General features: G+C 58.7%; 21 protein-coding genes. 8 read left to right on the forward strand and 13 right to left on the reverse strand.

Annotated elements, in window-relative coordinates; genetic code table 11:
- Nucleotides 1–491 precede the first annotated feature (491 nt).
- Together SFU85_06335 and SFU85_06340 are read right to left on the reverse strand one after the other, a co-directional pair.
- On the reverse strand, nt 492–1,565 hold the full coding sequence (locus SFU85_06335) for a serine hydrolase domain-containing protein (protein MDX6766391.1): 1,074 nt from the start codon (nt 1,563–1,565) through the stop codon (nt 492–494).
- 72 nt (nt 1,566–1,637) lie between these two features.
- On the reverse strand, nt 1,638–2,510 hold the full coding sequence (locus tag SFU85_06340; protein MDX6766392.1) for an SDR family NAD(P)-dependent oxidoreductase: 873 nt from the start codon (nt 2,508–2,510) through the stop codon (nt 1,638–1,640).
- A 119-nt stretch (nt 2,511–2,629) separates the two neighbouring features.
- On the opposite strand from SFU85_06340, the gene SFU85_06345 reads away from it, so the two are divergent.
- The 3 genes from SFU85_06345 to SFU85_06355 all read left to right on the forward strand — a co-directional run bounded on the left by SFU85_06345 (nt 2,630) and on the right by SFU85_06355 (nt 5,283).
- Complete coding sequence (locus SFU85_06345; GenBank protein ID MDX6766393.1) at nt 2,630–3,094, forward strand: hypothetical protein; 465 nt, start codon at nt 2,630–2,632, stop codon at nt 3,092–3,094.
- Between the two features lie 280 nt (nt 3,095–3,374).
- Complete coding sequence (locus SFU85_06350) at nt 3,375–4,685, forward strand: glycine zipper domain-containing protein (GenBank protein MDX6766394.1); 1,311 nt, start codon at nt 3,375–3,377, stop codon at nt 4,683–4,685.
- A gap of 73 nt (nt 4,686–4,758) precedes the next feature.
- Nucleotides 4,759–5,283 carry a hypothetical protein gene (locus SFU85_06355; protein ID MDX6766395.1) on the forward strand — a complete coding sequence of 175 codons (525 nt, stop codon included), beginning with the start codon at nt 4,759–4,761 and terminating at the stop codon, nt 5,281–5,283.
- A gap of 172 nt (nt 5,284–5,455) precedes the next feature.
- Here the strand turns inward: SFU85_06355 and SFU85_06360 are convergent, their stop codons facing one another.
- Nucleotides 5,456–6,958 carry an alkaline phosphatase gene (locus SFU85_06360; protein MDX6766396.1) on the reverse strand — a complete coding sequence of 501 codons (1,503 nt, stop codon included), beginning with the start codon at nt 6,956–6,958 and terminating at the stop codon, nt 5,456–5,458.
- A 166-nt stretch (nt 6,959–7,124) separates the two neighbouring features.
- Here SFU85_06360 and SFU85_06365 point away from each other — a divergent pair, with 166 nt between their 5' ends.
- Nucleotides 7,125–8,075, forward strand: a complete 951-nt coding sequence (locus SFU85_06365; protein ID MDX6766397.1) for a fatty acid desaturase — start codon at nt 7,125–7,127, stop codon at nt 8,073–8,075.
- Here SFU85_06365 and SFU85_06370 read toward each other — a convergent pair.
- Entirely contained in the window at nt 8,037–8,570 is a 534-nt protein-coding gene (locus SFU85_06370; protein ID MDX6766398.1) for a WbuC family cupin fold metalloprotein, read from the reverse strand. The two genes, SFU85_06365 and SFU85_06370, sit on opposite strands and share 39 nt — an antisense overlap.
- Nucleotides 8,571–8,724: 154 nt before the next feature.
- Between SFU85_06370 and SFU85_06375 the strand changes: the two genes are divergently transcribed.
- On the forward strand, nt 8,725–9,648 hold the full coding sequence (locus SFU85_06375; protein MDX6766399.1) for an adenylate/guanylate cyclase domain-containing protein: 924 nt from the start codon (nt 8,725–8,727) through the stop codon (nt 9,646–9,648).
- Here SFU85_06375 and SFU85_06380 read toward each other — a convergent pair.
- Entirely contained in the window at nt 9,615–10,778 is a 1,164-nt protein-coding gene (locus SFU85_06380; GenBank protein MDX6766400.1) for a glycosyltransferase family 4 protein, read from the reverse strand. The two genes, SFU85_06375 and SFU85_06380, sit on opposite strands and share 34 nt — an antisense overlap.
- Nucleotides 10,779–11,520: 742 nt before the next feature.
- Here SFU85_06380 and SFU85_06385 point away from each other — a divergent pair.
- From SFU85_06385 to SFU85_06395, 3 genes are all read left to right on the forward strand, one after another.
- Nucleotides 11,521–13,431, forward strand: coding sequence for an ABC transporter ATP-binding protein (locus SFU85_06385; GenBank protein MDX6766401.1), 1,911 nt, complete (start codon nt 11,521–11,523; stop codon nt 13,429–13,431).
- Nucleotides 13,432–13,713: 282 nt separating this feature from the next.
- Entirely contained in the window at nt 13,714–14,448 is a 735-nt protein-coding gene (locus tag SFU85_06390; protein MDX6766402.1) for a sulfotransferase family 2 domain-containing protein, read from the forward strand.
- Nucleotides 14,449–14,466: 18 nt separating this feature from the next.
- On the forward strand, nt 14,467–15,135 hold the full coding sequence (locus SFU85_06395; GenBank protein ID MDX6766403.1) for a sulfotransferase: 669 nt from the start codon (nt 14,467–14,469) through the stop codon (nt 15,133–15,135).
- A 199-nt stretch (nt 15,136–15,334) separates the two neighbouring features.
- Here the strand turns inward: SFU85_06395 and SFU85_06400 are convergent, their stop codons facing one another.
- The 8 genes from SFU85_06400 to SFU85_06435 form a co-directional block, all read right to left on the reverse strand.
- On the reverse strand, nt 15,335–16,240 hold the full coding sequence (locus tag SFU85_06400) for a hypothetical protein (GenBank protein ID MDX6766404.1): 906 nt from the start codon (nt 16,238–16,240) through the stop codon (nt 15,335–15,337).
- 22 nt (nt 16,241–16,262) lie between these two features.
- Complete coding sequence (locus SFU85_06405) at nt 16,263–17,330, reverse strand: glycosyltransferase family 9 protein (protein MDX6766405.1); 1,068 nt, start codon at nt 17,328–17,330, stop codon at nt 16,263–16,265.
- A gap of 32 nt (nt 17,331–17,362) precedes the next feature.
- Nucleotides 17,363–18,442, reverse strand: coding sequence for a glycosyltransferase family 4 protein (locus SFU85_06410; protein MDX6766406.1), 1,080 nt, complete (start codon nt 18,440–18,442; stop codon nt 17,363–17,365).
- 20 nt (nt 18,443–18,462) lie between these two features.
- A complete protein-coding gene (locus SFU85_06415; GenBank protein MDX6766407.1) occupies nt 18,463–19,620 on the reverse strand; it encodes a glycosyltransferase family 4 protein in 1,158 nt (385 codons plus the stop codon).
- Nucleotides 19,581–20,489: a glycosyltransferase family A protein gene (locus SFU85_06420; protein ID MDX6766408.1), complete on the reverse strand. Its 909-nt coding sequence runs from the start codon at nt 20,487–20,489 to the stop codon at nt 19,581–19,583. Before SFU85_06420 ends, SFU85_06415 begins: the two co-directional genes overlap by 40 nt.
- A gap of 95 nt (nt 20,490–20,584) precedes the next feature.
- Nucleotides 20,585–21,508 carry a glycosyltransferase family 9 protein gene (locus tag SFU85_06425; GenBank protein MDX6766409.1) on the reverse strand — a complete coding sequence of 308 codons (924 nt, stop codon included), beginning with the start codon at nt 21,506–21,508 and terminating at the stop codon, nt 20,585–20,587.
- A complete protein-coding gene (locus tag SFU85_06430; GenBank protein ID MDX6766410.1) occupies nt 21,505–22,449 on the reverse strand; it encodes a glycosyltransferase in 945 nt (314 codons plus the stop codon). The genes SFU85_06425 and SFU85_06430 overlap by 4 nt, the downstream gene beginning before the upstream one ends.
- Nucleotides 22,450–22,670: 221 nt before the next feature.
- Nucleotides 22,671–23,297, reverse strand: coding sequence for a hypothetical protein (locus tag SFU85_06435; protein MDX6766411.1), 627 nt, complete (start codon nt 23,295–23,297; stop codon nt 22,671–22,673).

Genomic DNA, 23,297 nt, shown 5'->3' on the forward strand with positions numbered 1-23,297 from the left:
TTCTGCGCAAAGCATCGGCCAGAACTTGGAAGGAGCTGATCTCAGCCCTCAAAGAAGCCATCGAATCCTTCACCCCGGAGCACTGTGCCAACTTCTTCTCTCATGCCAACTACGAAGCTAATTAAGTGGAAAGTGCTCTAGTCTGTCGAGAGGGAATAAGAATGCTGGGGGATTCGTTTTCACCACAAGCACGCCAAGTCCCTTGAGGACTCTGCTTCGTTCTTTCAGGGCCTGAATCCACATGCCTGGTGATTGGATGTATCAGCCCTCTGTGCCGTCTGTGTTGCAAACGCCTTATACCAAATTAAAATGACTGAGCGTCAGAATAAACGGGAGGGCGAGGCTCCTGCCGAGCCGGTTTGATGTCTCTATTCCAAGGGCGGCTCAACCCCGAAAGCTTACGGGGGAGCCAGGAGCTTCGCCCTCCCGTAAGGCACTTTTACGCCCACTCAATTCCATTTGGTATGATTCCGACTTGCGGTGAGAAAATCTCAGCCCAATCCCGCTTCTTGATAGACCGCCTCGAGCAAGGCCCGCATACGGCCCTGGTGGGGGAGTTCGCCCGGCATGGCGTTGTAGGCGGCCGCCACCACCAGGCCCGACCCGGGATCGGCAAAGGCCACCGACGATTGGTTCCCCCCGTGGCCGAAGGTGTCATGCGACGCGTAGCGCCCATACCCGTAGCTGTGCCAGGAGACGACGTCGGTCTTGGAATCGAGGATGAACCCCAGGCCGGTGCGCAGGGGGAACTTGAAGGTGTGGTCGTAAAGGCCCTCGCGCTGCGGGCCGGTCATTTCTTTGACCGTCTCCGGCGACAGCACCCCACGCCCGCCTTCGAGCAGGGCTTGGTAAAACCGGGCCAGGTCGCGGGCGGTGGCGAAGGTGGTGCTGCCGGGCCAGCAGGCCCGGCGGTGGGCCTCGTGGCTCCAGATGGGATGGGCCTTGAGCACGCGGTTCTCGGACAACTGCATCTGGGAAACCGGGAAACCGGGGAGATCGCGCAGGCCCAGACTGGCCGATGCCAAACCGAACGGGGCGTAGACTTCTTCCGCCAACCAATCGTCAGGCATGCGCCCGGTGACACGGCGGATCACTTCGCCCAGGATGGTCCAACTGCCGGCCGAATGGTAGCCGGCTTTTTCGCCCGGCACCCAACCGGGCTCGGGCTTGACCGCGGCCACGGCTGCCACCAGCCGGGTCCAGTCGGTTTCCATGGTCAGGTCGGCCTGGCGGAAGCCGCCGGTGTGGGTCAGGATGTGGCGCAGGGTGACGGCCTCTTTCCCGTGGACGGCAAATTCTGGGATGAAGCGCACCACGGGGTCGTCCCAAGAGAGTTGCCCGCCTTCGACCAACCGGGCCAGGCCGACGGCGGTGAAGGGTTTGCCCGAGGACATCCACAACAGGCGCGTTTGGGGAGTGAGGGGCGATCCATCCCCGGTCTCGCCCCAGGCGACATCCAGGAGGACGTCCTCGCCCCGTTTGACATGGAGCTGGAGACCGGCATGGAGGCCGCGCTCGCGGCCGTCCTCAAAGAGCGCGCGCAGGGGGGAGGGATCGAAAACCATGGGGGAGGCTGGGAGGTAGGGAGTGGGGGAGTTGAAGGGTGGAAAGGTGGATGGGTTGATTGGACTGGCGGGCTAGGTGGATGGATTGTTGCCTGCCTTCACAAGGGATTGGAATTGGCGTAACACCAGGGCGTCGCGCACGCGGTCGGGGAGGGAGCGCAGAAGACGCACAGCCCAAGCCTCGCGGCTGAGCATCACCCGCGCCGGGGGACGTTTCTGGTCCAGCACGCGCAGGACGGCCCGGGTGACTTCGGCCACGGGAATGGCCTCCCGTTTGCCATCCTCGATCCGCCCGCGCATGGCGGCGAGCAAACCGGGCCCGGCCTGTTGGCGGAAGGGTTCCATGGCCCGGTCGGCCTTGTCCCAGATCGGCGTGGCCACCGGGCCGGGTTCGATCAGCGTCAACGGGATGCCATCGCCGGCCAATTCGATGCGCCAGGCATCGGCCAGGGCTTCAAGGGCGAATTTGGAAGCGGCGTAGGCGCCGATACCGGGAAGAGAGACGCGTCCGCTGACCGAGCTGATCCAGACTCCCCGTCCCCGGCGGGCACGCAGGGCGGGCAGGAGGGCCCGGGTGGTGGCGTGGGCGCCAACGGTGTTGACCTCCAATTGGCGGCGCAGGTCGGCGGGCTCGAGCCAGGCCAGGAGTCCGGGCTGGACATAACCGGCCGCATGCACCAAGGCATCGAGACCGGGTTCGCTGGGGGAGCGGGCGTGAAAATCCGCCACCATTCGTGTCGCTGAATCGGGTTCGTCGAGATCAAGGACCAATCCCCGTCCGTGGGGGGCGGCCGCGGCGGCTTCGCCCGTGCGGTAGGTGGTCCAGACCTCCCAACCGGCGGCGGCCAGGGCGCGGGCGCAGTCGGCGCCGATGCCGCTGGAAGCCCCGGTGACGAGGGCGCGGCGGGCGGGCGGGGGATTCGGCTGGATCACAGCGGGCAGCATCGGGCTTTTGCCTTTCCTGTGCAACTTTCCCCTTTAAAAGAGGTTTTATGGACATGATGCCGACTTCGATTCTTGGGGCTGTCGTTTTCGTTTTTCTGGGGGGCGCGTTGGTTCCCCTTTTGCCTGCGGCCGAAATCCAAGACGTCCGCTACGCCGAGCTCAAAATCAACACGGAAGCATACAAAAACAAACATGTGGTGTATGAAGCCCCCTACCTTGGCATCGTCCCCAATCTTCCGCATTACGTGGTAGCCTCGGGCTTTGACATGGACAAAAACTCCCTCCTGACCGTGGGAAGCCTCCATTTGCCCGTCGTCGCGGAAAAATCCGATGCCATCAATGGGGTGTTGGTGGGCCTGCGCAAGGGGGATGTGGTGCGCGTGACCGGGCGGGTGCGGGAATTCCGGGCCACCCCGGGCAACCGCCGCAATTCGCCCTATTACCTCGAGTTGGACGAGCTGGTCTTTGTCCGCAAGGCCCGGCAGGGCGAAGTCGCGGTTCTGGATGAAAATGCCGAATCCGTTTCAGAAACCAACCAAGGCCAGGAAGAGGAAGCGGGCCGAAAAAACCGTCGCAAAAATTGAGTCCATCCCTTGGCACTTACGGATCCCGTTTTCTCGCTTCCAGGAGCCCAGAGGACACCAAGGTAGAAAGGAATGCTGAGGCTCATTCTTCTGGTCACCGTTGGATGAAATCCCATTTCTCCCCCATCCGCTACGTTTCTACTCGGCGTCTCTGCGACTCTGCGCGATTTCTGCCGTATCGATCCGGATAGGCTATAAGTCCGGTTTGCAGGCTTGGGCCTAGGCTTGAGGCTTGAATCTGCAGGGTGGGGGGTATACAGTTTGGCCAAGCCGGTCATCTATGGAAAACCCATCCCTACCGCCTGTCCCTCCCCCGCCCGCGCATTCCCCATCGCCCAAGCCCTCGGACAAAACCCCTTGGATCATCGGTGGGGTGATTGGTTTGGGTGTGGCGGTGCTCGGCTTCCTGCTCCTGTTGCTGGTGGGTGGCCTGGTCTTTTTCTTTGTCACCCGTTCGCCCGGCCCGGTAGCGGTTTCGTCCGCGAATGCGAACCCCCCGGCCGCCATACCACAACCACAATCCCAGCCGGTCTCCGGGACGCCCCTGGCCGCCCCGACATTCGAGGCCTGGCAGAAGGCGTTGGAGCAGGTCGGTTCGACCGAGGTGCCCGCCCCACCCGTCGAGGGAAGTGCTCCCGGCCTGTGGGACAAATGGTTTTCCCTCCCTTCCGAACGCACGATCGCGGCGGACTTTTCCCGCAGTCTGCCCGCGGGGTGGTCGTTGGAGGGTTTTGACACGGTGGCCTGGGCGGCCAAGCCCGACGGACTCCAGGTGACCTACCGCGTCCGCCTGCGGGGCAACTCCACCTTGCTGGCCGTGCCGGTGGTGTCGCTGCTTCCCGACAAAGACGCCAGCGGACCGTTGCGCAAATGGACCCCGTTGTTGATCGGTGCCCCCGGCCTGCCCGCGGGTCTGGGTTACGCCACCACCGAAGCCCGCCCCGTCATCCAGGCCGGTGAGGTCCGGGAGCTGTATTGGACCGTGCGACGCCTGATCAAAACGGGGGGCCGTTGGTCGGCGGGTGAGGCCGATCCGATCGTCTATCTTCGCAACAACGCCTACGAGTCGCGTTTGCTGGCCCTGCCCGGACGCCGGCACGTCCTCCTCCGCACCGAGGCCGAAATCCAGGCGGCGGCGGCACAGGAAGCGGAAAGCCGGCGCCTGGCCTCCGACCGCTGGATCGACATCCAATCGCGCGTGGCTGCGTTCCGCTCGCAGGCCATGAGCGACGTGCCTTCTGCGGCGGCCGACACCCGGGGCCGGAGCGGCACCGGCACCCCGACCAAAACCGGCATCGGGGTCCTGTCCGGAGCAGCTGTCGGCGGGGGCATCGGCGCGGCCGCGGGAGACGGCGAGGGGGCGGCCATCGGTGCCGGAGCCGGGGCCCTGCTCGGCGGGATCATCGCTTACAATGTCGGTCGCAGCGATGAGAAGCGCGCGGCGGCGGCGCGCAACAGTGCCCGCCAGCAGGCGATCAACAGCGCCAACGCCCGTACCAAGGCCTACGAGGCCCAGCTTTGCCAGGAAGCCGAAAACGAACTCAAGGCCGCGGCCGGGGCGCACAACGCCCGTTTGGTCGCCGTTCCCTGATCCGGATACAACTGGTCTCCCGGCGGACGATGCGGAAGCAGGCCGCGGCAGTCGGTCTGTGCGAGGAAAATCTATGAATGCGGTGCTCAAAGGGTTGGCGGTGATCGTCTTGTTGGTGGCTGGATGGTGGTTGTTCCACATCCCGGTGGATTCCGAACAGGAACCCTACCGCGCGCTGGGTTACGGAGCGGGGGGACTGGCCTGCGTGGCCGGAGCGGCGGGCTTCCTGGTCATGCCGCTCGGGCGGTGGCTGCTGGGGGTGATCGACGGCCTGTTCATGCCCGCGGGCACCTACACCCCGCCCGCCCTCTACAAACTGCCGGAATGGTATATCGCCCAGGGCCGCTACGCCGATGCCCAGGCGGAGTATGAAAAAATCCTGAAGAACCACCCGCGTGATCCCGGGGCCCATGAAGGCATCCTCTATGTGCTTTACGTGTGCATGGGCAACATCCCCGCCGCGGAAAAGCATTTCCCAAAGGCCCTCCGCCGCACACCGGCGGACAAACGCCCGGAGTTGCAGGCCTACATGGAGGCCCTGCGCAACGGCACGGCCCAAGTGCCCCAAAGGGCGGAATTCCAGCCGGATAAAAAATAGTGGGTTCCGCGCGGAGCCGCAGAGAAGACGAAGGAAGGATGGGGCTGCTCGTTTACTCGATTCTCGCACTCGCAATCTCAATCGCATTCATTCTCGTGCCCGTTCTCTCCATCCCGGGGTTGGGGCGCACGAGTGGCCGATCATTCAACAGACACGCCGGCTGGCGCTGGCATCAGCCGGTCGGATCCGCGATCGCCCGTTCCGCGGGAAGGGTGATTTCCGGGGCTTGGGTGTCCTCGGGATTGCGCTGCGCAATGCCATAGATTTCGGCAAAGCGCTCGAAGACCCCGGTGTTGGCCACCAGTCCGGCAAACGCTTCCTGGCCCGGACCCTGGGCCAGGCTCTGGGTCCAGTCGGAGGTGTGGGTCACGCCGGTCCAGCCGATGCCGGTCCAGTTGCCGAGGATCTGGCCGAGCATGCCGGGGGGGTTGGCCTGCTGGCCGTCGAGTTCGCGTAGGGGCTTCTGCTGGAGCGCATCCAGAACGGCGCGGCACTCCACGGCATTGAGCCGGAAGCCGGTGCCGGCCTCCACCACCCGCCCCACCGCGGCCACATCGACCGACGGGTTGGCCCGCAATTCCTTCAGCATGCTGACGACCGAGGCGGTGGCCCTTTCCAATCGCTGGAAGCATCCGGTGCTTTCCCGGTAGCCGTGTCCCATGCCATTGAGGCCGGGATTGGCGTTGCCGTGGTCGCTGCCCACGACGATGAGGGTGTCGGGACGGCGTTCCTGGAAGGCCAGGGCCACGCCCAGGGCGTCGTCGAAGGCCAGTTGTTCCCAGAGGATGCCGGCGGCGTCGTTGACGTGGGCGGCGTGGTCCACCCGGGCACCTTCCACCATGAGGAAGAAGGGCCGGTCCTGGCGGGCCAGCAGCGAGAGCGCGGCATCGGTCATTTCCGAGAGGGAGGGCACGGTTTCCAGCAGGGCTCCGTCCTGACGGTGGTCGATGGTGTAGGGCAGGTGGTCGGCCTGGAACAGGCCCAACAGTCGCCGCGCGGTCGTGGCGGCACCGGTGCGCAAGGCCACCCGGTCGACCACGGTGGTGTAACCGAGCGCGGCCATTTCCGCCACCAGGTCGCGGCCATCCTCTTTCCGTGTTTCCGGTTGGAAATGGCGCGCACCGCCGCCGAGAAGGACATCGGGCTGGTGGCGCAGGTACTCGAGGGCGATGAGGTCTTCCTGATCGCGTTGGGGGACGCTGGCACAGAACCCGGCCGGCGTGGCGTGGGTGATGCGCGCGGTGGTGACCAGGCCGGTGGCCACCCTCCGCTCGTGCAGCAGTGGCAGGAGCGGCGTCAACCGGGTGCCGTCGCGGAATTGGTTGATGACGCCATTCATGACCCGGCGACCGGAACCCCAGGCACTGGCGGCGGCGGCCGAGTCGGTCACGAGGGAATTCTGCGAGGCCATGTCGAACTGCCCCAGGGTGGCTTTGCCGCCGGTCACCAGGCGGTGCCAATGGGTCCCGCGTTGGCGCACCCGTTGGGAAAAGGCCTCGGCCAGCGGCGGCACGCCCGCACTCATTCCATCGGGCACCAGGAAGATGACGCTCCGGGCCCGAGGTGGGACGGTGGAACAACCGGCCAGACCAAAGGCTCCCAGGAATCCGGTTCCCAGGCCCATTCCCACCCATTCGCGACGTGTCCACCCGTTATGATGATTCTGGCGGTTCATGCAGGCGTAGGATCTTGGGACAGAATCATGGCATCGTCATGACGGATACGCCGAACATCGGCCTGATGTCGGGGGGTTACGGTCTTCCTTGCAATCGGGACAGGGTCTGCCATGATATCAGCCAACTCTGTGGATACCCCACAGTTCTTTAGAATCAAACCATATCATGTCCCGAATTCCCTTCGAACGCGTTGAGTGGGTGACCTTTGCCTTCCTTGGCGGCACCTTCCTTCTCACCCTGACCGGCGTACCGCTCTACATCCTCACGTACGGCCTGAGCTGGTTCCATGTGGCCCTCTTCCTGGTCATGTTCTGTGCCACCGGCCTCAGCATCACCCTGGGCTACCACCGCCTCTTCGCCCACCGCGCCTTCGAGGCCACCTGGCCGATCCGCCTCTTCACCCTGGTCTTCGGGGCCGCCGCCTTCGAAAACTCCGTCCTGGACTGGGCCTCCGACCACCGCCGCCACCACAAACACACCGACACCGACGACGATCCCTACGACGCCAGCAAGGGTTTGCTCTGGTCGCACCTCGGCTGGATGTTGTTCAAGCTCCGCCCCCTGCCCCCCTACGACAACGTGGCCGACCTGGCCAAGGATCCCCTGGTGCGCTGGCAGCACCGCAATTGGCACCTCATCGGAGCCTTTGTCGCTTTCGTCCTCCCCACGATCATCGGCTATTTCTGGGGCGGCTGGGAATGCGCCCTGGGGGCCTTCCTGATCGGCGGCGTGGCCCGCGTGGTCGCCGTCCAGCACTCCACCTTCTGCATCAATTCCCTTTGCCACTACATCGGCGACCAACCCTACTCGACCCGTTGCAGCGCCAAGGACAGTTGGATCATGGCCCTGGTGACCTTCGGGGAAGGCTACCACAACTACCACCACGAATTCCCCAGCGACTACCGCAACGGGGTCCGCCCCTGGCAGTTTGATCCGACCAAATGGCTCATCTGGACCTTCTCCAAGTTGGGTCTGGTCCGCAGCCTCCGCCGCATCCCGAACAAGCGCATCCAGGCCGCCGTCGTGGCCGAACGCACCCGCACCGCGCCCCCGGCACCCGACGAGAACAACGAAGTCCTACCGATCGGCATCCTGCCGTTCACGGTCAAAGAATGACTCGAGGCGGCGGAGATAATCCGCCGCCGCCGGACTGTCCTCAGCGGGGGACCATGCGCCGAATTCCTTGTCGGTCGAGGGATCGTAGGGTCCCGCTTTGATTTCCAGCATGACCGAATCCGGGGCCAGGGCGACCATGGTGTGCCAGACACCGGCATCGATGTCCGCCAGGCAGGCTCCGGCCATTCCCGCTTCCAAGCGCCAACCGCGCAGGATTTCTCCCTCCGGGGAAAATTCGAACAGCCCCATGCAACCCTGGATGACGGCCACGCATTCGATCCTTCCCGGAAGCGGATGGCGGTGCGGCCGGATGTAGGAACCCGGCTGGACGAAGTTGACCATGCGCTGCACCCCCTCGGCCCGGCGGTGCATGGGCAGCATGATACGCCCGCGTCGGCCCTGCCGTGATGCCAAGACCCCTTTTTGCATCCATGCGTCATTGAGGGCAAAGACCGGTCCCTCCGGACCGGGAAGCGAGAGGGCGTCGGTGGGCATGCCCCAACTTTGGGAGCACGGTTGGATTTCGTCAGCACCAAATCCGTTCCCGGATTGATCCACCGGCCTCGTCGCACAAGATCGAGTGTCGCACAAATTCCCGCGCTGGCCTATGCTGGTGCGCGCGCCCCAACCTCCCAGGATTTTCCAACCCATGCACCCGGTTCAATTTCTGCCAGACAACACCACCGCCTCCGCCCAGGGCCTGTCTGTTTTGGAAACCGCCCTTCGTCACGGGATTCCGCTGACCCATGCCTGTGGGGGCGAGGCGAAATGTTCCACCTGCCGCGTCATGATCCTTGAGGGCGGGAACCATTGCCACCCGCCCGGGCCAGCCGAAGCCGCACTCACCCAAAGACTGGGCTTTGCCGGAGACGTCCGCCTGGCTTGTCAAATCAGGCCGACCGGACCGATGACGGTCCGGCGTCTTGTTTTGGACGAAACCGATATCCGCCTGGCCACATCCCCTTTGCCTTCCGGATGGCCCGAGGCGGTGGGCGAAGAAAAACACCTGGCTGTCCTCTTCTCCGATATCCGTGGCTTCACCCGCATGTCCCAGCGCATGCTCCCCTACGACATCGTCCATGCCCTCAACCGCCACTATGAAGCCATGGGAGCCATCCTCGGACGTCATGGGGGCATGATCAACAACATCATGGGCGACGGCCTCATGGTCCTCTTCGAGCACATGGAGAACACCGACCATCCCGCGCTCCGGGCCACCCGCGCGGCCGTGGAGATGCGCCAGGCCGTGGCCTCCTCCGGCAAACCCTATTTCGCACATGCCTACGGGGTGGAACTCGCCATCGGGGTCGGCATCGATTACGGAAGAGTCATTGCCGGCGGCATCGGACAAGCGGAAAGCCGCCGCATGACCGTCATCGGTGAAACGGTCAACACCGCCAGCCGCATCGAATCGGCCAACAAGGAAACCGGCACCACCGTGCTGGTTTCGGATGCCGTGCAGGCGGCCTGCGGACCGGCCTTCTTGTGGCGGCCCCATCCCGACACACGCCTCCCGGGGATCAACCCCGCGGTCACCCTTTACGAGCCGCTCAGCGACAATAATCCATCGTAAACCGCCGCGGTGCGTTCGATCTGGCGGCGGAAAGTCAGTTCTTCCACGGCAAATCGCCGCGCCTCCTCCGCCATCACACGGGTCGCCTCCTGGTCCCGGAATACCGCGCGGATCGCCGCCGCGAGCGCCTCGGGGTCACCGGGTTCCACCACCCGCCCGCGAACCCCGTCCTCCACCACCTCGGTCAGTCCACCCGCGCTCGAACTCACCACCGGCGTGCCGACCAGCATGGCCTGGGGGAGCACCTGGGACGTGGCCTCGTTCTTGAGCGAGGGCAGGACGCACACGGACATGGCTTTCATCAATTCGGGCACATCGGCGCGGTGACCCAGGAGACGCACACAGGAGGTCAGGTCCCACTCCCGGATCCATTGCTCGATGTTCTGCCGGGTCGGCCCGTCACCGACGATGAGGAAGACCATACCCGGGTCCTCGGCATGGAGCAGACGGGCGGCGCGCAGGAAGAATTCGTGGCCTTTCCAGCTGCGCAAGACCGCCACCATGCCCACCACGCGGTCGCCGGGGTGCAATCCGAGTTCCGCCCGCACGGGGGCGGCATCCACCCCGGGATGGAAGCGGGCTTCGTCCGCCCCTGCGGGAACCGAGACATGTCTTGAGGGATCGCCCGCCCCTGCGGCCAGTAGTTGCTCGCGGATGTGTCTTCCGCTGGAAATGACCCGGTCGGCCAGGACCGAGTAAACAAGCCGGGCATTGAGCCCGCCGCGGACGTGCGAGGAAAGGTGCCGACTGCGCACCACCGGAACACCGGCCAGTCGTGCGGCCATTCCCGCGCACCAGCCATCAACCGAGCTGTGGGTGTGAACGATCTGCACCCCGTGGGCGCGCAGCATGCGGCTCAGCCGCCAAGCCGTCCAGAGATCCGCGGGCCCACGGAACGGCAGATGGTCGACGGGGAATTCCAGTTTCGTGGCCTCTTCGCCGATGCGCGATCCCGCACGGCAGGCCAACCGTACGCGGTAACCCAAACGCCGGAACTCCCGCATTTCCTGGACGATGCGGATTTCCTGTCCGCCCCAGCCCATGGACCATTCCGTGTGCAATAACGATATGCCCGCCATCGGGATGTTCTGCCACAGGGCAGGCGGGGTGGGAAGCGCGAACGCATTCACACCCCGGCGAGCCACACCTTCAAGCGGCGCAGGTCGTCCCTGCAACCCGGAACCTTCCCCAGTGGTGCCCGAACGGATATCTTTTACCAGTAAGACCGAATAACGGAACAAGGCGGATTTCAGGATCGTCGCCTGATCCGAGTGCGTTCGCCCCACATCCCGCTTCATCTTTTTTATTGGGCATAAGGATATAATAGGGTCTTGCTAGATCTCCCGCATCACCGGGTCGGCGACGTGGTCCCCGGTTTTTCCTCCTCCAGGCGACTGTCCCTAATGACTCCTCTCCCGCGAGAGAAAACGCACCAAATCTGTTCTTGATGGAGAAGGCGTTGCACCGGATATGAACGAACTCGGTGGTTTCGGTGCGGCCGTATGCAGGAATCGGATGGGATGAGATCAGCCAGGTGGGGCACGTCCCCCCAGCCGGCACGGCCGTGGCAGCATGATCCACCCACCTAGTGGAGCGGGAGGCTGCCGCCCCCGCCAACCTTTCTCCTTTGAAATCGAACCCGGGCCCGGTCGTCCCCGACAGCGACCAAAGTTGGGATTATACGGGACTTGTTTATCATAGGACCGGTCGACCGAAGCACGGAACTTCAAAATCGGGTTTGCCATTCCAAACCGTGTTTCGTAGGGTATACCTTTGTGCGGTGATAAGCGCTGCACCTGATTCTTTTGTGATCCCCCTCTCTTTATTTGACTGCCGGACAGCAGTGGGCTTCACAAGCGACTTGGCACGGTGATGGCGCGTTCCGCACAGACCCCATTCCCGGTTGAGAAGGCCCCCTTCCGCCTGCCTCCTTATGTTGGCCTGGCCCTGAAATACATCCGTCTCTACCAGTCGCGCTTGATCACAGGCGTCTTGCTGGCGTCCCTTTATGCCATGTTCAGTGGATTGATGGTCTTCGCCGCGAAGGATCTGGTCAACCGCGTCAGCCCTCAGCCTGAAGAGCAGAAAGTTGTTGCAGCGTCATCTTCCCTGCCCCGGCCCGCCTCGCAATTGCAGGCTTTCGGTCGTGAAATCTACAAGCACACATCGGATTGGTTGCCGCGCAAAGGGGTACCCTTGGACTGGAAGCAGTGTGTTGGGGGATTCCTGATCCTGCCCCTCTTGGCGGTGATACGGGGCAGCCTCAATTATTCCAGCACCTATTACTTGAAGTGGGTCGGTACCCGGCTCATTGCCGACATGGGCTACGAAATGATGGCCCTCATCCAGCGTCTTTCCCTTGATTTCTTCAACACCACCAAACGAAGCGAAATCATCGAGCGGGTCAAGGTGGACACCAAGCAATTGTATTTTTGTATCGAGGCCAGCCTCACCGATGCAATCAAGGAACCCCTCACCCTCTTGGCCCTCCTGGCCGCACTCATATACAGCGACCCCAGACTGACTTTTTTCGCGGTGATCTTCATGCCCATGTGTCTGCTGCCCGCCATCATCCTCGGCCGGAAAGTGCGCCTTTCGAAGAAAAGCTTCCGTAAAGCCACCGTGGCCCAGACGGGAATATTGTTGGAAGCCCTGCAAAATGTGCGCGCTGTCAAAGCATTCGCCCTGGAAGACCAGCAACTGGAAGAATACCGCAAGTTCAACCGCAAATCCATCAGCCATGGGATGCGCGCCACGCGCGCCACTGAGTTGCTCAACCCGGTGATCGAGGTCATGTCGATGATCGGAGTAACCGGCGTGATCATGTACATCATCTGGTCGGGCTTGGAAATGTCCGATCTGGCCGGCTTCGTCACCGCGATGATTCTCGCTTTCGGCTCGATCCGCAAGCTGGGCAACCTCCACATGCGTTACCAGGCTTCCCGCGTCAGTCTGGAGCGGTTGAGTGAAACCCTCTTGATGGAGCCCACGATCCGCGAGAAACCCGCCGCCGTTTCTCCTCCGCGTTTCGACGGGGATATCGTTTTCCAGGACGTGTTCTTTTCATACGGAGAAAAAAATATCCTCGAGCGTATCAACCTGCGCATTCCGTTCGGACAACGCGTGGGCATCGTCGGACCCAGCGGCGGCGGGAAGAGCACACTCATCAACCTTCTCGGTCGTTTCTACGATGTCTCGTCCGGTTCGATCACGCTGGGTGGGCACGATGTTCGCGATGTCACTTTTGCCTGGCTTCGCGGGCAAATGGCCTTCGTCGGCCAGGAAACCCTTCTCTTCAATCGTTCCGTTGCGGAAAACATCGCCATGGGACGCGTGGGGGCCTCCCGCGATGAAGTGATGGAAGCCGCCCGGCTGGCCCAGGCCGATTTGTTCATACGTGAGTTACCCGATGGATACGACACCGTCATCGGCGAACAGGGTGTTCTGCTTTCCGGGGGCCAACGTCAGCGCATCTGTCTGGCCCGGGCCTTTGTCCGCAAAGCCCCCATCCTGGTGCTCGACGAGGCCACCGCTTCACTCGATTCCAAAATTGAGGCCGCAGTCCAGACTGGAATTGATTCCCTCAGCCGGGACAGCACAGTTCTCTGCGTCGCCCACCGCTTGGGAACATTGAAGCACTTTGACCGAATCATCGTCCTGCGAGATGGGGAGATCATCCAGGATGGGACCTTTGCTGGCTTACTTCAACAAGACGGCCTCTTCGCCAACTTGGCGAGCCACCAAGGTTTGACTGTTTCGCTCTCCCCTCCATTACATCACTAGTCTGTTCCACTTCTGCATGCACCAATAACGACTGATTTCAGGAGCAGTACCCGTCATTGTTTTTGCTGGCAAAGATATGACCTTCTACAAACCCAAATCCCAATTGAACTATGACTTTCTCTTGTTTTGCTGGTAAATCTTCAAACCAGAAGCCCTTCTTCTCCTTTTCTTGAAGTCGGCAATCGAAGGCTGATTTTCCCCAGGAACCGCATCGGTTTGTTTCTATCGTCATTCATTCTGTCTTATTGTCCCAACTCAAATGCCGATCAAATAAGTTTATTCATGAATAGAATGATAAAGTTTTACCCTTCTCGACTGGCGGTATATGGCAAAAACATGTTGCGTGAGGCATTGAATTGCGCCAAGAACGGCCGAGAAGGACGCATTTACAACAACAAACGTATACTCCACGATTATAAGTGCATTTTCATTCATATTCCCAAAACGGCCGGCACCAGCGTAAGTCGCGCTCTTTTTGAGCTGCCCAAGACGATCGACACGGAGTATCCCAGGAGCATTCGCAAGTTGCGCTTTAAACATCTCAAGGCCACAGCTGTAAAGTCCTATTTGGGTGACGAAACATGGAATCGCCATTTTTCTTTTGCCTTTGTGCGCAACCCTTGGGACCTGATGGTCTCCTCATATAACTGGTGGGTGCAGAAAGCTTCTCATGATCCCACTTTTAAAGATAGAATTGGAAGCAGTGAGTGGCTATCAAATTTTGAAAGTTTTATTTTCTCTCCTTTCGGGAGATTCAAGCTCAATGAGCTGGAAGGAAACATGCTGGATTGGGTCACCGAAAATGGGGATATTATTGTTGATTACGTGGGAAAAGTTGAGACGTTTAACTCGGATTGGGCCGCTATTTGCCACAAAATAAACGCTCCCTTCCGACCCATGCCATGTCTCAACTCAACCATACGACTTGATTATCGGCAGTATTATAATTCGCGAACGCGCGCCGCGATCGCCGAGCGATTTCACAGGGAAATTGAGTTGTTTGAATACAAGTATTAACGTATCTGAAAGGAGTATATGAGCCTTGTCACCGGTCGTAAGGTATTCGGAATTGGTTTTCAGAAGTCTGGAACTACAAGCTTGGCGCATGCAATGCGGTATTTGGGATTTCACAATATACCTGCAGTCGGTTATAGACTGGAATTTTTAGAAGGAATCTCGCGGGGTGTGCATCCTGGTGAACTTACGAAAATTTTAGAGCCCTGGAACTTTCTACGTGATAACCCATTTTTTTGGCCCAAACTGCCATCCACGGGTGCTCCTTTTTATCAATGGGCAAATCAGCAGTACCCCGATGCCCTTTTCATTCTTACTAAACGAATTTCGGCTAGTGCTTGGCAGAGGAGTATGATTACGCACATGGAGAGGGGTGGCCACTACCCTAAGGGACCCTTAAAAGGCTCCGATATTTACAAGAAACGTATGTTAGTATATGGCCAGGAAGCCGTTGACTCGATGGATATTTCACTTTTTACCAAAGTATATGAGACTTACAACAAAGAGGCCAGGGACTACCTTTCTACCTTTGCAAAAGGACGCTGGATTGAACTTTGCTGGGAAGAAGGACACGGGTGGACAGAATTATGTCGATTTTTGTCTGTTCGTAAGCCTTGGTTTCGTCCCTTTCCAAGTTCCAATAAAACTAACTACGCAAAGCACAAAAAAACAATCGAAGAGGATACCTGATTGGGTATCCTGTGGCTTATCAGCCTAGAGCCATTCCGGTATTGATTGAAACGTGCTGAGCACCCAAGGCGGTGTGGGACCTTCCACCGTCGCCCGGCCAAGGCGGGACAATCCGGGCACGCTTGTCTTGGATCACTCCAGGAAATGCAAGCTTGCTCTGGCACCCACTTTCCAAGACGAGCCTTTCCAGACGTAGTGGTCAGGCATTTTTATCTTCATATCTAGATATGCGTGTGTTCGCTTGAGTCTGAAAAGCCAAAGAGGAGTTTGGGTCAAGAATGCGTCGCTCCCATTCCGAAAGTGGAAATCCCCCGTGTGCACCAATTACATTTTTGGGAATCTGACTCATGTCATCATTCCAATGCTTAGAGACCGGCCAATTATGCCAGATACTCAAAGAGGTCTCTAGAATTCCACTGGAATCGATGGCGGTATTCAAGGCTACCTGATCGGTGGGTGGCCACCCCTTACAGTCGACCACATCCCAATATTTTTGATAAGCACCAACCCAATAAGGCACTAATATTTTCCAAGTTTCTCGACTAGCTGCCAAAAATCCGCTATTCATGTGTTTCATTCGATAATTTCGATCCGAGAGACCCGGGAGACCGCATCGTTTTTTTAACTCTTTGATTCGACTGAATGCGCGACCAGAGCGAAAAACCCCGCAAAGTGCGCGTGATTCAAGTTCAATGACCGGGCACTGAAGGAGCATTAGGTCAGAGTCGATCATCAACACCAAGTCCGCAGTCGATCGTAAGGGGGCACTTATTTTTACCATCCGACTTTGCCAAAGTTGTCTGTAGTGCGATCTATCGCTAGCGGGAAGTTTGATACAATCGTGAACAACACCACTTTGAAGATTTCCAAAAGCTTCCCTCGGGAGATTCGTCACCAATCGCACTTCCACTTCATCTGGAAGGGCTTTTCTGGCATGGTGTGAGGCCAGTTCACCCTCTTTGGCGTAATCCTCACCCACGCAAGGAATCACGACTGCGGATTTGAGGCCGGAACCGGCAAACAGGACGCCTGTTTGGTTGCGGTTCAACCAACGTTTACAAGTGTCCCGCAGTTGAATTTTTTTATCTATCCAATCAATTCTCATGATGTGCGCTGAAGATTGCGTGTTATTTCTGGATCACTCTTCTGACAAAATCCATCATCCGGCGGCGTTCTTCCACATTTGTTTTGTAGAGTGTTTCACAATCCGCGTTGTGCAGTGCGTCAAAAATGTAGGAGTAACGTTCTACGGGGGCTTGGGGGGAAACGATGTGATGATTGTTTCCCTGTGGTTGTTGTTCGGGCAAATAACAAGGGCCGGCGTAAAGCACCAAAGGCACGTTCCGCAGACCCGCCAGATAGGCCGGACCACTATCGGCCGATACCAGGATATCTAATTGTGAAATATTTTCCGGGAGGTCGCGCAAGGGCACCGCACCCAGCAGATTCAACACAGCAGATGCCGGTAATGCCGAATTTTGTAAAACGGAATCCAAGAAGACCTGTTCCGGCTCAGTGCCCAGGACCACGATGGAGACACCCATGGATTTCAGCCACTGGAACCACCAGCCCCATTCTTCAACGGGGATTTGTTTGGATCCATTTCCTGTGCAAAGAGAGACACCGACCCGTGGACGTGAAGCCTGCCTCAACGGTTCCACGACCCCATCCTCGTTCCAATCAGTGAAGAGACGACCCACAGGCCTTTCCCCACCGGGGCCGTCCGCCAACTTCAAATAGGAATCAATGGTGGGCGTATGGACATCGTGTGGCACGACCCGGTCACAGATTTTCAACAATATGCGCATCCCCCATCCCACATCGAGCGCGGAGGTTGATCCTGCACAGGCACACAGACCCCAGAACAAATTGAGTTGGTTCGGGGTCGTTATGAAAACTCGTTCATATCCCTGACAATAGAGCTGGCAAGCCAGGCGGCATTTTTTCCAGATGTTTGCCTTATAGTCTTGTTGGAACCAGGCTTTTCGAATTCTTTGGTCCTTCGATACAAAAGGGGCATTCAACCGGTCCAAGAGGACGTCCGCTGGCGCGACTTTTTCCAGCAAAAACACCGCATTTGCATAGTCTCCTATTTTTCCCGTATGAATCAGCAGGGCCAAGCCCCCTTTTTTGCTTCTCTTTAGAAAAGGAAAAAAAAGACCGCGCAGCACTGCGTATAGTATCAGGTAGCCCATTATCTGATGTTACATCCTACGGCTTACATAGTTCACACTTTTGCGTACAATGCCTCTATTTTGTCCACTGTGGCAGGCAAAGAAAATTGGGTTTCCATATGCCTTCGGGCATTATGGGTCAATTCCATCCGCATCTTATCATCGTTTAATACTTTTTCGATGGCGGACGCACAGGCACTTGAATCCCCGGGAACAAACATCGTGCCTGTAACACCCTCAGTAATGAGATCATGATTGCCCGGAATATCAGTGCACACCACCGGGCATGAATGAATCATCGCTTCCATGACCACTCTGGGCGCGCAGTCCCACTTTGTGGGCAGGACCATCAAACTTGACAATTTGAAGTAGGGATGCGGGTTGTCCAAAACTCCCATCACGTGGACGCGGTCCACCAAGCCCAATCGGGTCAACAGTTGACGGAACATTTTTTTATAATCTTCGTCGCCCTCCAGCAAATCACCGATGATGACCAGGTCCAATAACATGCCTTTTTTATCAAGCATGTGCATAGCCTCCAGAATGACATGGGGAGATTTGCGTTCTTCCAGCCGGCCGATGAACAAAATCCAGGGCCTGGTTTGGGGAATTTTCCTGTTTACTGACTGCTCCGCCTTTTTGTGCAGGGCGGCCGCATCCAACCCCTTGAGGATCACATGGACAGGATGGGACTTTAGTATCGTGGATTGGACGGCAAAATTTTCCTGTTCACTTGATACAACCACCAGCGCTGAGCTTAGAAATTTGATCCAAGGAAACAATCTCCGGCAACGTTTGGCCTGCAACTCTTCCCGGGCCCACCACACTGCGGGCACCCCGCATATACGGGCGGCCATGGCCGGGTACTTGAAATAGGATGTGAGGGTATTCAAGTGGACCAGACATACACCCTCCTTTCGGATAAGTTGAATATATCCCAGGATCGTTTTCCAACCACAGAATCCTTCTTTCGGAATAATCCAGCAATTGAATCCTTCTTTCTCAAGCCGATTTGCTACCGGGCCTCCTTCGCCACCAGCTATGGTGATGTTCCAGCCTCGCGCCCTGAGTTCATGCGCGAGATCTGCGAGACTGGTCGGCGAACCTCCCATCTGAAACCGGTGGTTGATCATCAGCAGGTTTCGGCAATTTCTCATTTCACCTCTTCTTGAATACTTTTCAAAAACATACGACGGAAGGCCGTCCAAGTATGATTCGCACGGGCGTCTTCCGTTGATAGCTTGCTCATTCGCCGCCACTCAGGCTCATCAGCATACAAGCGCCGCATTAATTCTCCATTGTTTTGCTTGGCTTCTCGCTTGATATACCAGCCGGTATCCCCTTCCTTGATTTCTAATCCGGCCTCCCGGGTCGCCAGCGTGACCAAGCCACAGGCCGCGCCTTCGATGAGGGATTTAGCCAAACCCTCCCGTCTGGAAGGGAGTATTTGCACATGGCATTGGGCCATGAGGTGTCCGACATCTTTGCGATATCCCATGATTTTGACCGAAGGCATGGCGGCGGCAACTGCGCGGACCCTCGTTTCCGTTTCATGGGGCAAATGGCCAACCAGCCAAAACTCCGCTTCGGGCAATGCCGCGTATCTCCAAGCTTCCAATGCTTCGATCACCCCCTTGCGCTCTCCCAACTCTCCCACCATGATGACCCTGAAGGGACGGAAGGCACGCTCCGGGCTGGTGAATTCGTCCAAATCCGCCCCTCGCCCGATGGGTATGATTTTATCGGAGGGAACCCCACATGCTTGAAATGTCCGCTCTGCTTGAGCGGACGCCACGAGTATGCGGTCCGCCAGTTCGTATTGCCGGTCGAAGTCCCGTCTCTTGAACCTGGGCCATGCATGATCGACCCAGCCCGACGCACCCGGAGGGTAATCATGGTGCCAGCTTGGGTGATTCAGAAAACTTTTGACACCCAGGGTATGCGCGACTGGCAGGAGGGCCATTCCCTGGCGGTTCCAGCAAATGCAGGCATCATAACGTCCTGCGTGGCGTCGAAGATGTTGTGCGGCCATGAGTGAAAAGAAACGGAATTGGGCACAGTAGTATGTTTGGGATGGCAGCCAAGAGAGGGCGTTTGCGGGTGTGTGGCGCCAGGTCAGGGGCTTGATGTTGTTTCCCTCGAAACCCCCGCGGGACATCAGGGTGACGCGGATGCGGGCTTCCGACAGCGCACGCAATTGTTCGCGCACGACCAAGCCCAGACCTTTTTCAGAAACCTTCGAGGCAAACAAATAGAAGACCTCCCTCATGATCATGCCTTCCGGGATTCCGTCCCGATACGATAAGGCCACGAACGGAAATGATTGCCCTTGATCCATCTTCTGAGGTTCTGAAGATGCTTCACCAGGTTATTCGAGTAATGGTATGGAGCCCAAGCCCGCCAACCCCACGGAATGCAGTATTCCTCGTAGAGCGGGGGTCTTGATTTCGGCACCTGACACAGTTGGGTTAAAGCCTGTTCATCGAGTGGCAGGAGGTAGAATTCCTTCCTGGGCGCCATTTCTTTACGGTGTTTTCTTCCCGCATGGCGCACCGGGGCAGAGGGAACCTTTCCCACAGATGGAGCGGGCGAGGCAATCAGTTCCAAACCCTTTGCCCTCGCCTGCAAATGGTTCGCCACTTCGGATTCGGCAAACACCCATCCATTTTCGTGCATGCGGGGCACGTGGAATACACCGGGAGCCATGAACGCACTGTTGAGTCTTTTCCAACAACCGGCTTCGGCGTTCCATTGGCTGCGCTTATGGTGGACGTGGGAAAAAATCAACCAGTCAAACCCGGGAGTCAATTCATAGGCAGACGGACAATGCTGGAAGAGCTCGTCGCACCGACTCCAGAAGGAAGGGTCATGCCAGAGAAATTGTTGGTCGTCCTGGAGGAAGTGAACGTAATCCATGCCTTCATCCAGCGCCAGCCGGTAGGACCAGGCCATGTTGGCATAGAGCCCGCCCAGGCGACGATTCCGATCATGTTCGAATTTCACCACACGCGTGTCCGCCTGCAGCGCGGCTTTGCTGAGAACATCTTTTTGCACGGGATCGTCGCTACCGTCATCCAGGATCAGCAGCGGGTTTCCCGGGGCAAACTTCCAGAAGGAACGCAGGCAGTTATCCAACAGCAACGGACGGTTGAAGGTGAAGAGGACGGTAAGTGTTTTCACGTGATGGCCTCAGGGGCGTAGGGAATTCAGGTGGTCGCCGGGACAGAATTTAGGGCCATACAACGTCTTGAACATGCTCATCTTAATTGTCTTTTTTAGAAGGATTTCAGCAGGCCGTTGATCTCCTCGAGCACGGGGGGAGTCGGAATGGCTTCCATCGGGGGTCTTTTTTGCTGCAGGTAGGCCGAGGCTTGGATGAGACGACCCGAAGCGTCCGGACGGAACCAGTGCAGTGGATTGGTTGGACCAAATAGCGCCAGATAGGTGCGGTTCCACGCGGCAGCCAAATGGGCAACCGCGCCGTCCACCGTCACGACGGCTTTCGATTTTTCCACCAGCCAGAGCAATTGCTTCAAACTGGTTCTTCCGGACAAATCGACGATCGGAGCACGGACCCTCCCCACGATTTCCTGGCAATGGCCACGTTCCCACTCGGTGACACCCCCGCTGAGCACCAGTGTGCAGGCCGTGCGCTCATGAATGGAATTGAGGCAATCCACCCACCGTTCCACGGGCCAGCATTTCTTCTTCCAGGCGGAGGTCGGGTGAACCAAAAGCCAGGGCCGGGATGGAACAGCCAATCCATCCGACCAGTTTTCCGGGGGCACCTCCAGGCGCGGAAACTCAAAGGCCATATCCCGAAGTGCCGTGACATTGCGCCAGTAGTATTGTGCACGATAACAATCGTTGGGACTGTCCTGATGGATTTCCCCGAACACCAAGGGGTGAAACCAGCGTTGTTCTTCCTTTTTGCTGAGAAGCAGCGTTTTCGCCCGGGCCCGCCAACGCCAGGCCAGCCAGGCCGCCTTTGAACCGTTCTCGAAACAGTATAGTCTATCCGTTTTTACCGAACCAGAATACTTGCGATCCACTCCGGGCATCAGCTCCATGAGTGGCGCCAGACCCGGCTTGCAAAGGAGCGAGATGTTATGTCCGCTAACCCTGGAAAGTGCCGAGAGGGTCGGCTGGAGGAGGACCAGATCCCCCAGCTGCTTGAGGAAGACAACCCCAGCCTTCATCGAACTCCGTTTCCGAAGGCCTCGGTGGAAAATTGTACCAGGTCACGGGCCCGGTGGACCCATTGCAAGTCACGGGCCCTCGCTTTCATTCGTTCCACGGCACGGGCATAACCCGCCCGGTCATCCAGCAAATCGGCCACTTTTCCGGCAAACTGCTCGGGGTCACTGTCAGAAAGATAAATACCCGCCTCACCCAGCACCTCGCGGGTGGTGGCAAGATCCGTGCTGAAAGCCGGGATGCCATGTGAGAGGTAATCCAGGGCCTTCACCGGGCAAGTGAGGTGACGGTTGTAAAACGTGTCCGGCAGCATCACCACACCGACCGAGGCACGTTCGGCCAGGATACGGTGCATTTCCTTGGGCGGCAGGAATGCCCTGCTTTCCACCATTCCTCCGTAGCCGGCTTTTTGGGCGGGGCCGATCAGTTTTTCCGAGTTCTCCTTATACCCGCCCATGAACAGCGTGCGGATGTTCCTTCGTGCCAACGCCACCGCAGCCTGGGCCATGAAGGTTGAACCTTTGAATTTCTGGGTATGACCCACATACACCACCGTTCTTTGCAGCCTCTTGGCTTCGGGATCCGCGTCCGGGAAGGGTTTGGTGCCCAATGGTCGCGAGAGGGAGACAATACCGGGGAATGTTTTCTGATACAGTTTCTCCTGCTCGTGACAGATGCAGACAATTCCACTGATCCGGGGCAGGAACACCCGCTCCATGAACTGTTCGCGGCGGTTCCTGAAGGGGACACTTCCCTCTCTCCACGACAGGTCCGCATAGTAGTCATGCAATTCGTAAAATCCACGGATCGAGGGCCGCCGGGCCAGTCGCCAAAGGTGGGGCAGGAACCCATCGTCCCGGGTGAAAACCGCAACCCGGTCTTTCCGGGACAAATCGAGTATCAGACGTGCAGCCGCCCGGAAGATGGAGGAGCTTTCAGACAAAAAAACGACGCTTTTGCGGGCATTCCGATGTACATGAAAGGAGGGCAATGGTTCAAGTCCGTAGAAGGCGGACAAATCATCAGTCGTATCCGACGGAACGCCTTCACCGACCACAAAGTGACTTTCCAGACCAATCTGGGCAAAGCTGTGGGCATTATGGACAGCCATATGGACGATCGGTCCGGGCTTTTTCCATTCCCGTTTATTCACCCAGACAACGATCATCTGCTTGGCTTGTTGGGTGGATTGGAACGGGCGGCCTTCCATTCCCGGGTCCACGCCGCGGTGTCGCGCCCATGGTCCGCTTGCAGCAATACAGAGAGGGTGCGTTCTGCTTCGAGGAATCTTGTTTCCGGGCCGTTTTTCAGGATTTCAATGCACAACGCCGCCGCATCCAGGGGGTCGCGGTTGTACACTCCGTTCAAGATGGCGTCTTGTGCGGGTGGTTGGATGCGGGGATCTGCCATCAATCGGACAGCCTGCATCATCTGCTCATCGCTGGCCAGATTGGCCAGGTGACGGGCCGCCAGCTCTTGGATGTCGCCGGGCAATTCTGGCAGGAGACGGAGCAACTCGGCTGCCTTGGATTCCGTGCTGCGGGATGAAACGATCAGGGCGGAGAGATCTTTCTCCTGGCGTGTGTAAAGGGACGATGCTCCATCGTCCGCTGGTGTCACCGGGCGTGATGCGGAAACTTGCGAAGCCGGGCCAGCGGCCGGGCTGGACGATAGGAGACGGGTTTCAGAGGGACGGGGCACCATCCACAGGACGCACGCCACAGCCGCGAGCACCAGGGGCAGGAGAATCCAGAGTTTCTCGGAAATGACTGAGAAGCCAGGTCGTCCCAC

This window comes from Candidatus Methylacidiphilales bacterium, assembly GCA_033875315.1.
GTDB lineage: Bacteria > Verrucomicrobiota > Verrucomicrobiia > Methylacidiphilales > CAZTYG01 > JANRJG01.

Coding starts and splice junctions, on each gene's coding strand:
- SFU85_06370 (MDX6766398.1), bottom strand. CDS start 8,570: ATGCCCACCGACGCCCTCTCGCTTCCCGGTCCGGAGGGACCGGTCTTT.
- SFU85_06425 (MDX6766409.1), bottom strand. CDS start 21,508: ATGAAGGCTGGGGTTGTCTTCCTCAAGCAGCTGGGGGATCTGGTCCTC.
- SFU85_06360 (MDX6766396.1), bottom strand. CDS start 6,958: ATGAACCGCCAGAATCATCATAACGGGTGGACACGTCGCGAATGGGTG.
- SFU85_06385 (MDX6766401.1), top strand. CDS start 11,521: ATGGCGCGTTCCGCACAGACCCCATTCCCGGTTGAGAAGGCCCCCTTC.
- SFU85_06350 (MDX6766394.1), top strand. CDS start 3,375: ATGGAAAACCCATCCCTACCGCCTGTCCCTCCCCCGCCCGCGCATTCC.
- SFU85_06355 (MDX6766395.1), top strand. CDS start 4,759: ATGAATGCGGTGCTCAAAGGGTTGGCGGTGATCGTCTTGTTGGTGGCT.
- SFU85_06365 (MDX6766397.1), top strand. CDS start 7,125: ATGTCCCGAATTCCCTTCGAACGCGTTGAGTGGGTGACCTTTGCCTTC.
- SFU85_06405 (MDX6766405.1), bottom strand. CDS start 17,330: ATGGGCTACCTGATACTATACGCAGTGCTGCGCGGTCTTTTTTTTCCT.
- SFU85_06400 (MDX6766404.1), bottom strand. CDS start 16,240: ATGAGAATTGATTGGATAGATAAAAAAATTCAACTGCGGGACACTTGT.
- SFU85_06390 (MDX6766402.1), top strand. CDS start 13,714: ATGAATAGAATGATAAAGTTTTACCCTTCTCGACTGGCGGTATATGGC.
- SFU85_06410 (MDX6766406.1), bottom strand. CDS start 18,442: ATGATCAACCACCGGTTTCAGATGGGAGGTTCGCCGACCAGTCTCGCA.
- SFU85_06340 (MDX6766392.1), bottom strand. CDS start 2,510: ATGCTGCCCGCTGTGATCCAGCCGAATCCCCCGCCCGCCCGCCGCGCC.
- SFU85_06395 (MDX6766403.1), top strand. CDS start 14,467: ATGAGCCTTGTCACCGGTCGTAAGGTATTCGGAATTGGTTTTCAGAAG.
- SFU85_06375 (MDX6766399.1), top strand. CDS start 8,725: ATGCACCCGGTTCAATTTCTGCCAGACAACACCACCGCCTCCGCCCAG.
- SFU85_06335 (MDX6766391.1), bottom strand. CDS start 1,565: ATGGTTTTCGATCCCTCCCCCCTGCGCGCGCTCTTTGAGGACGGCCGC.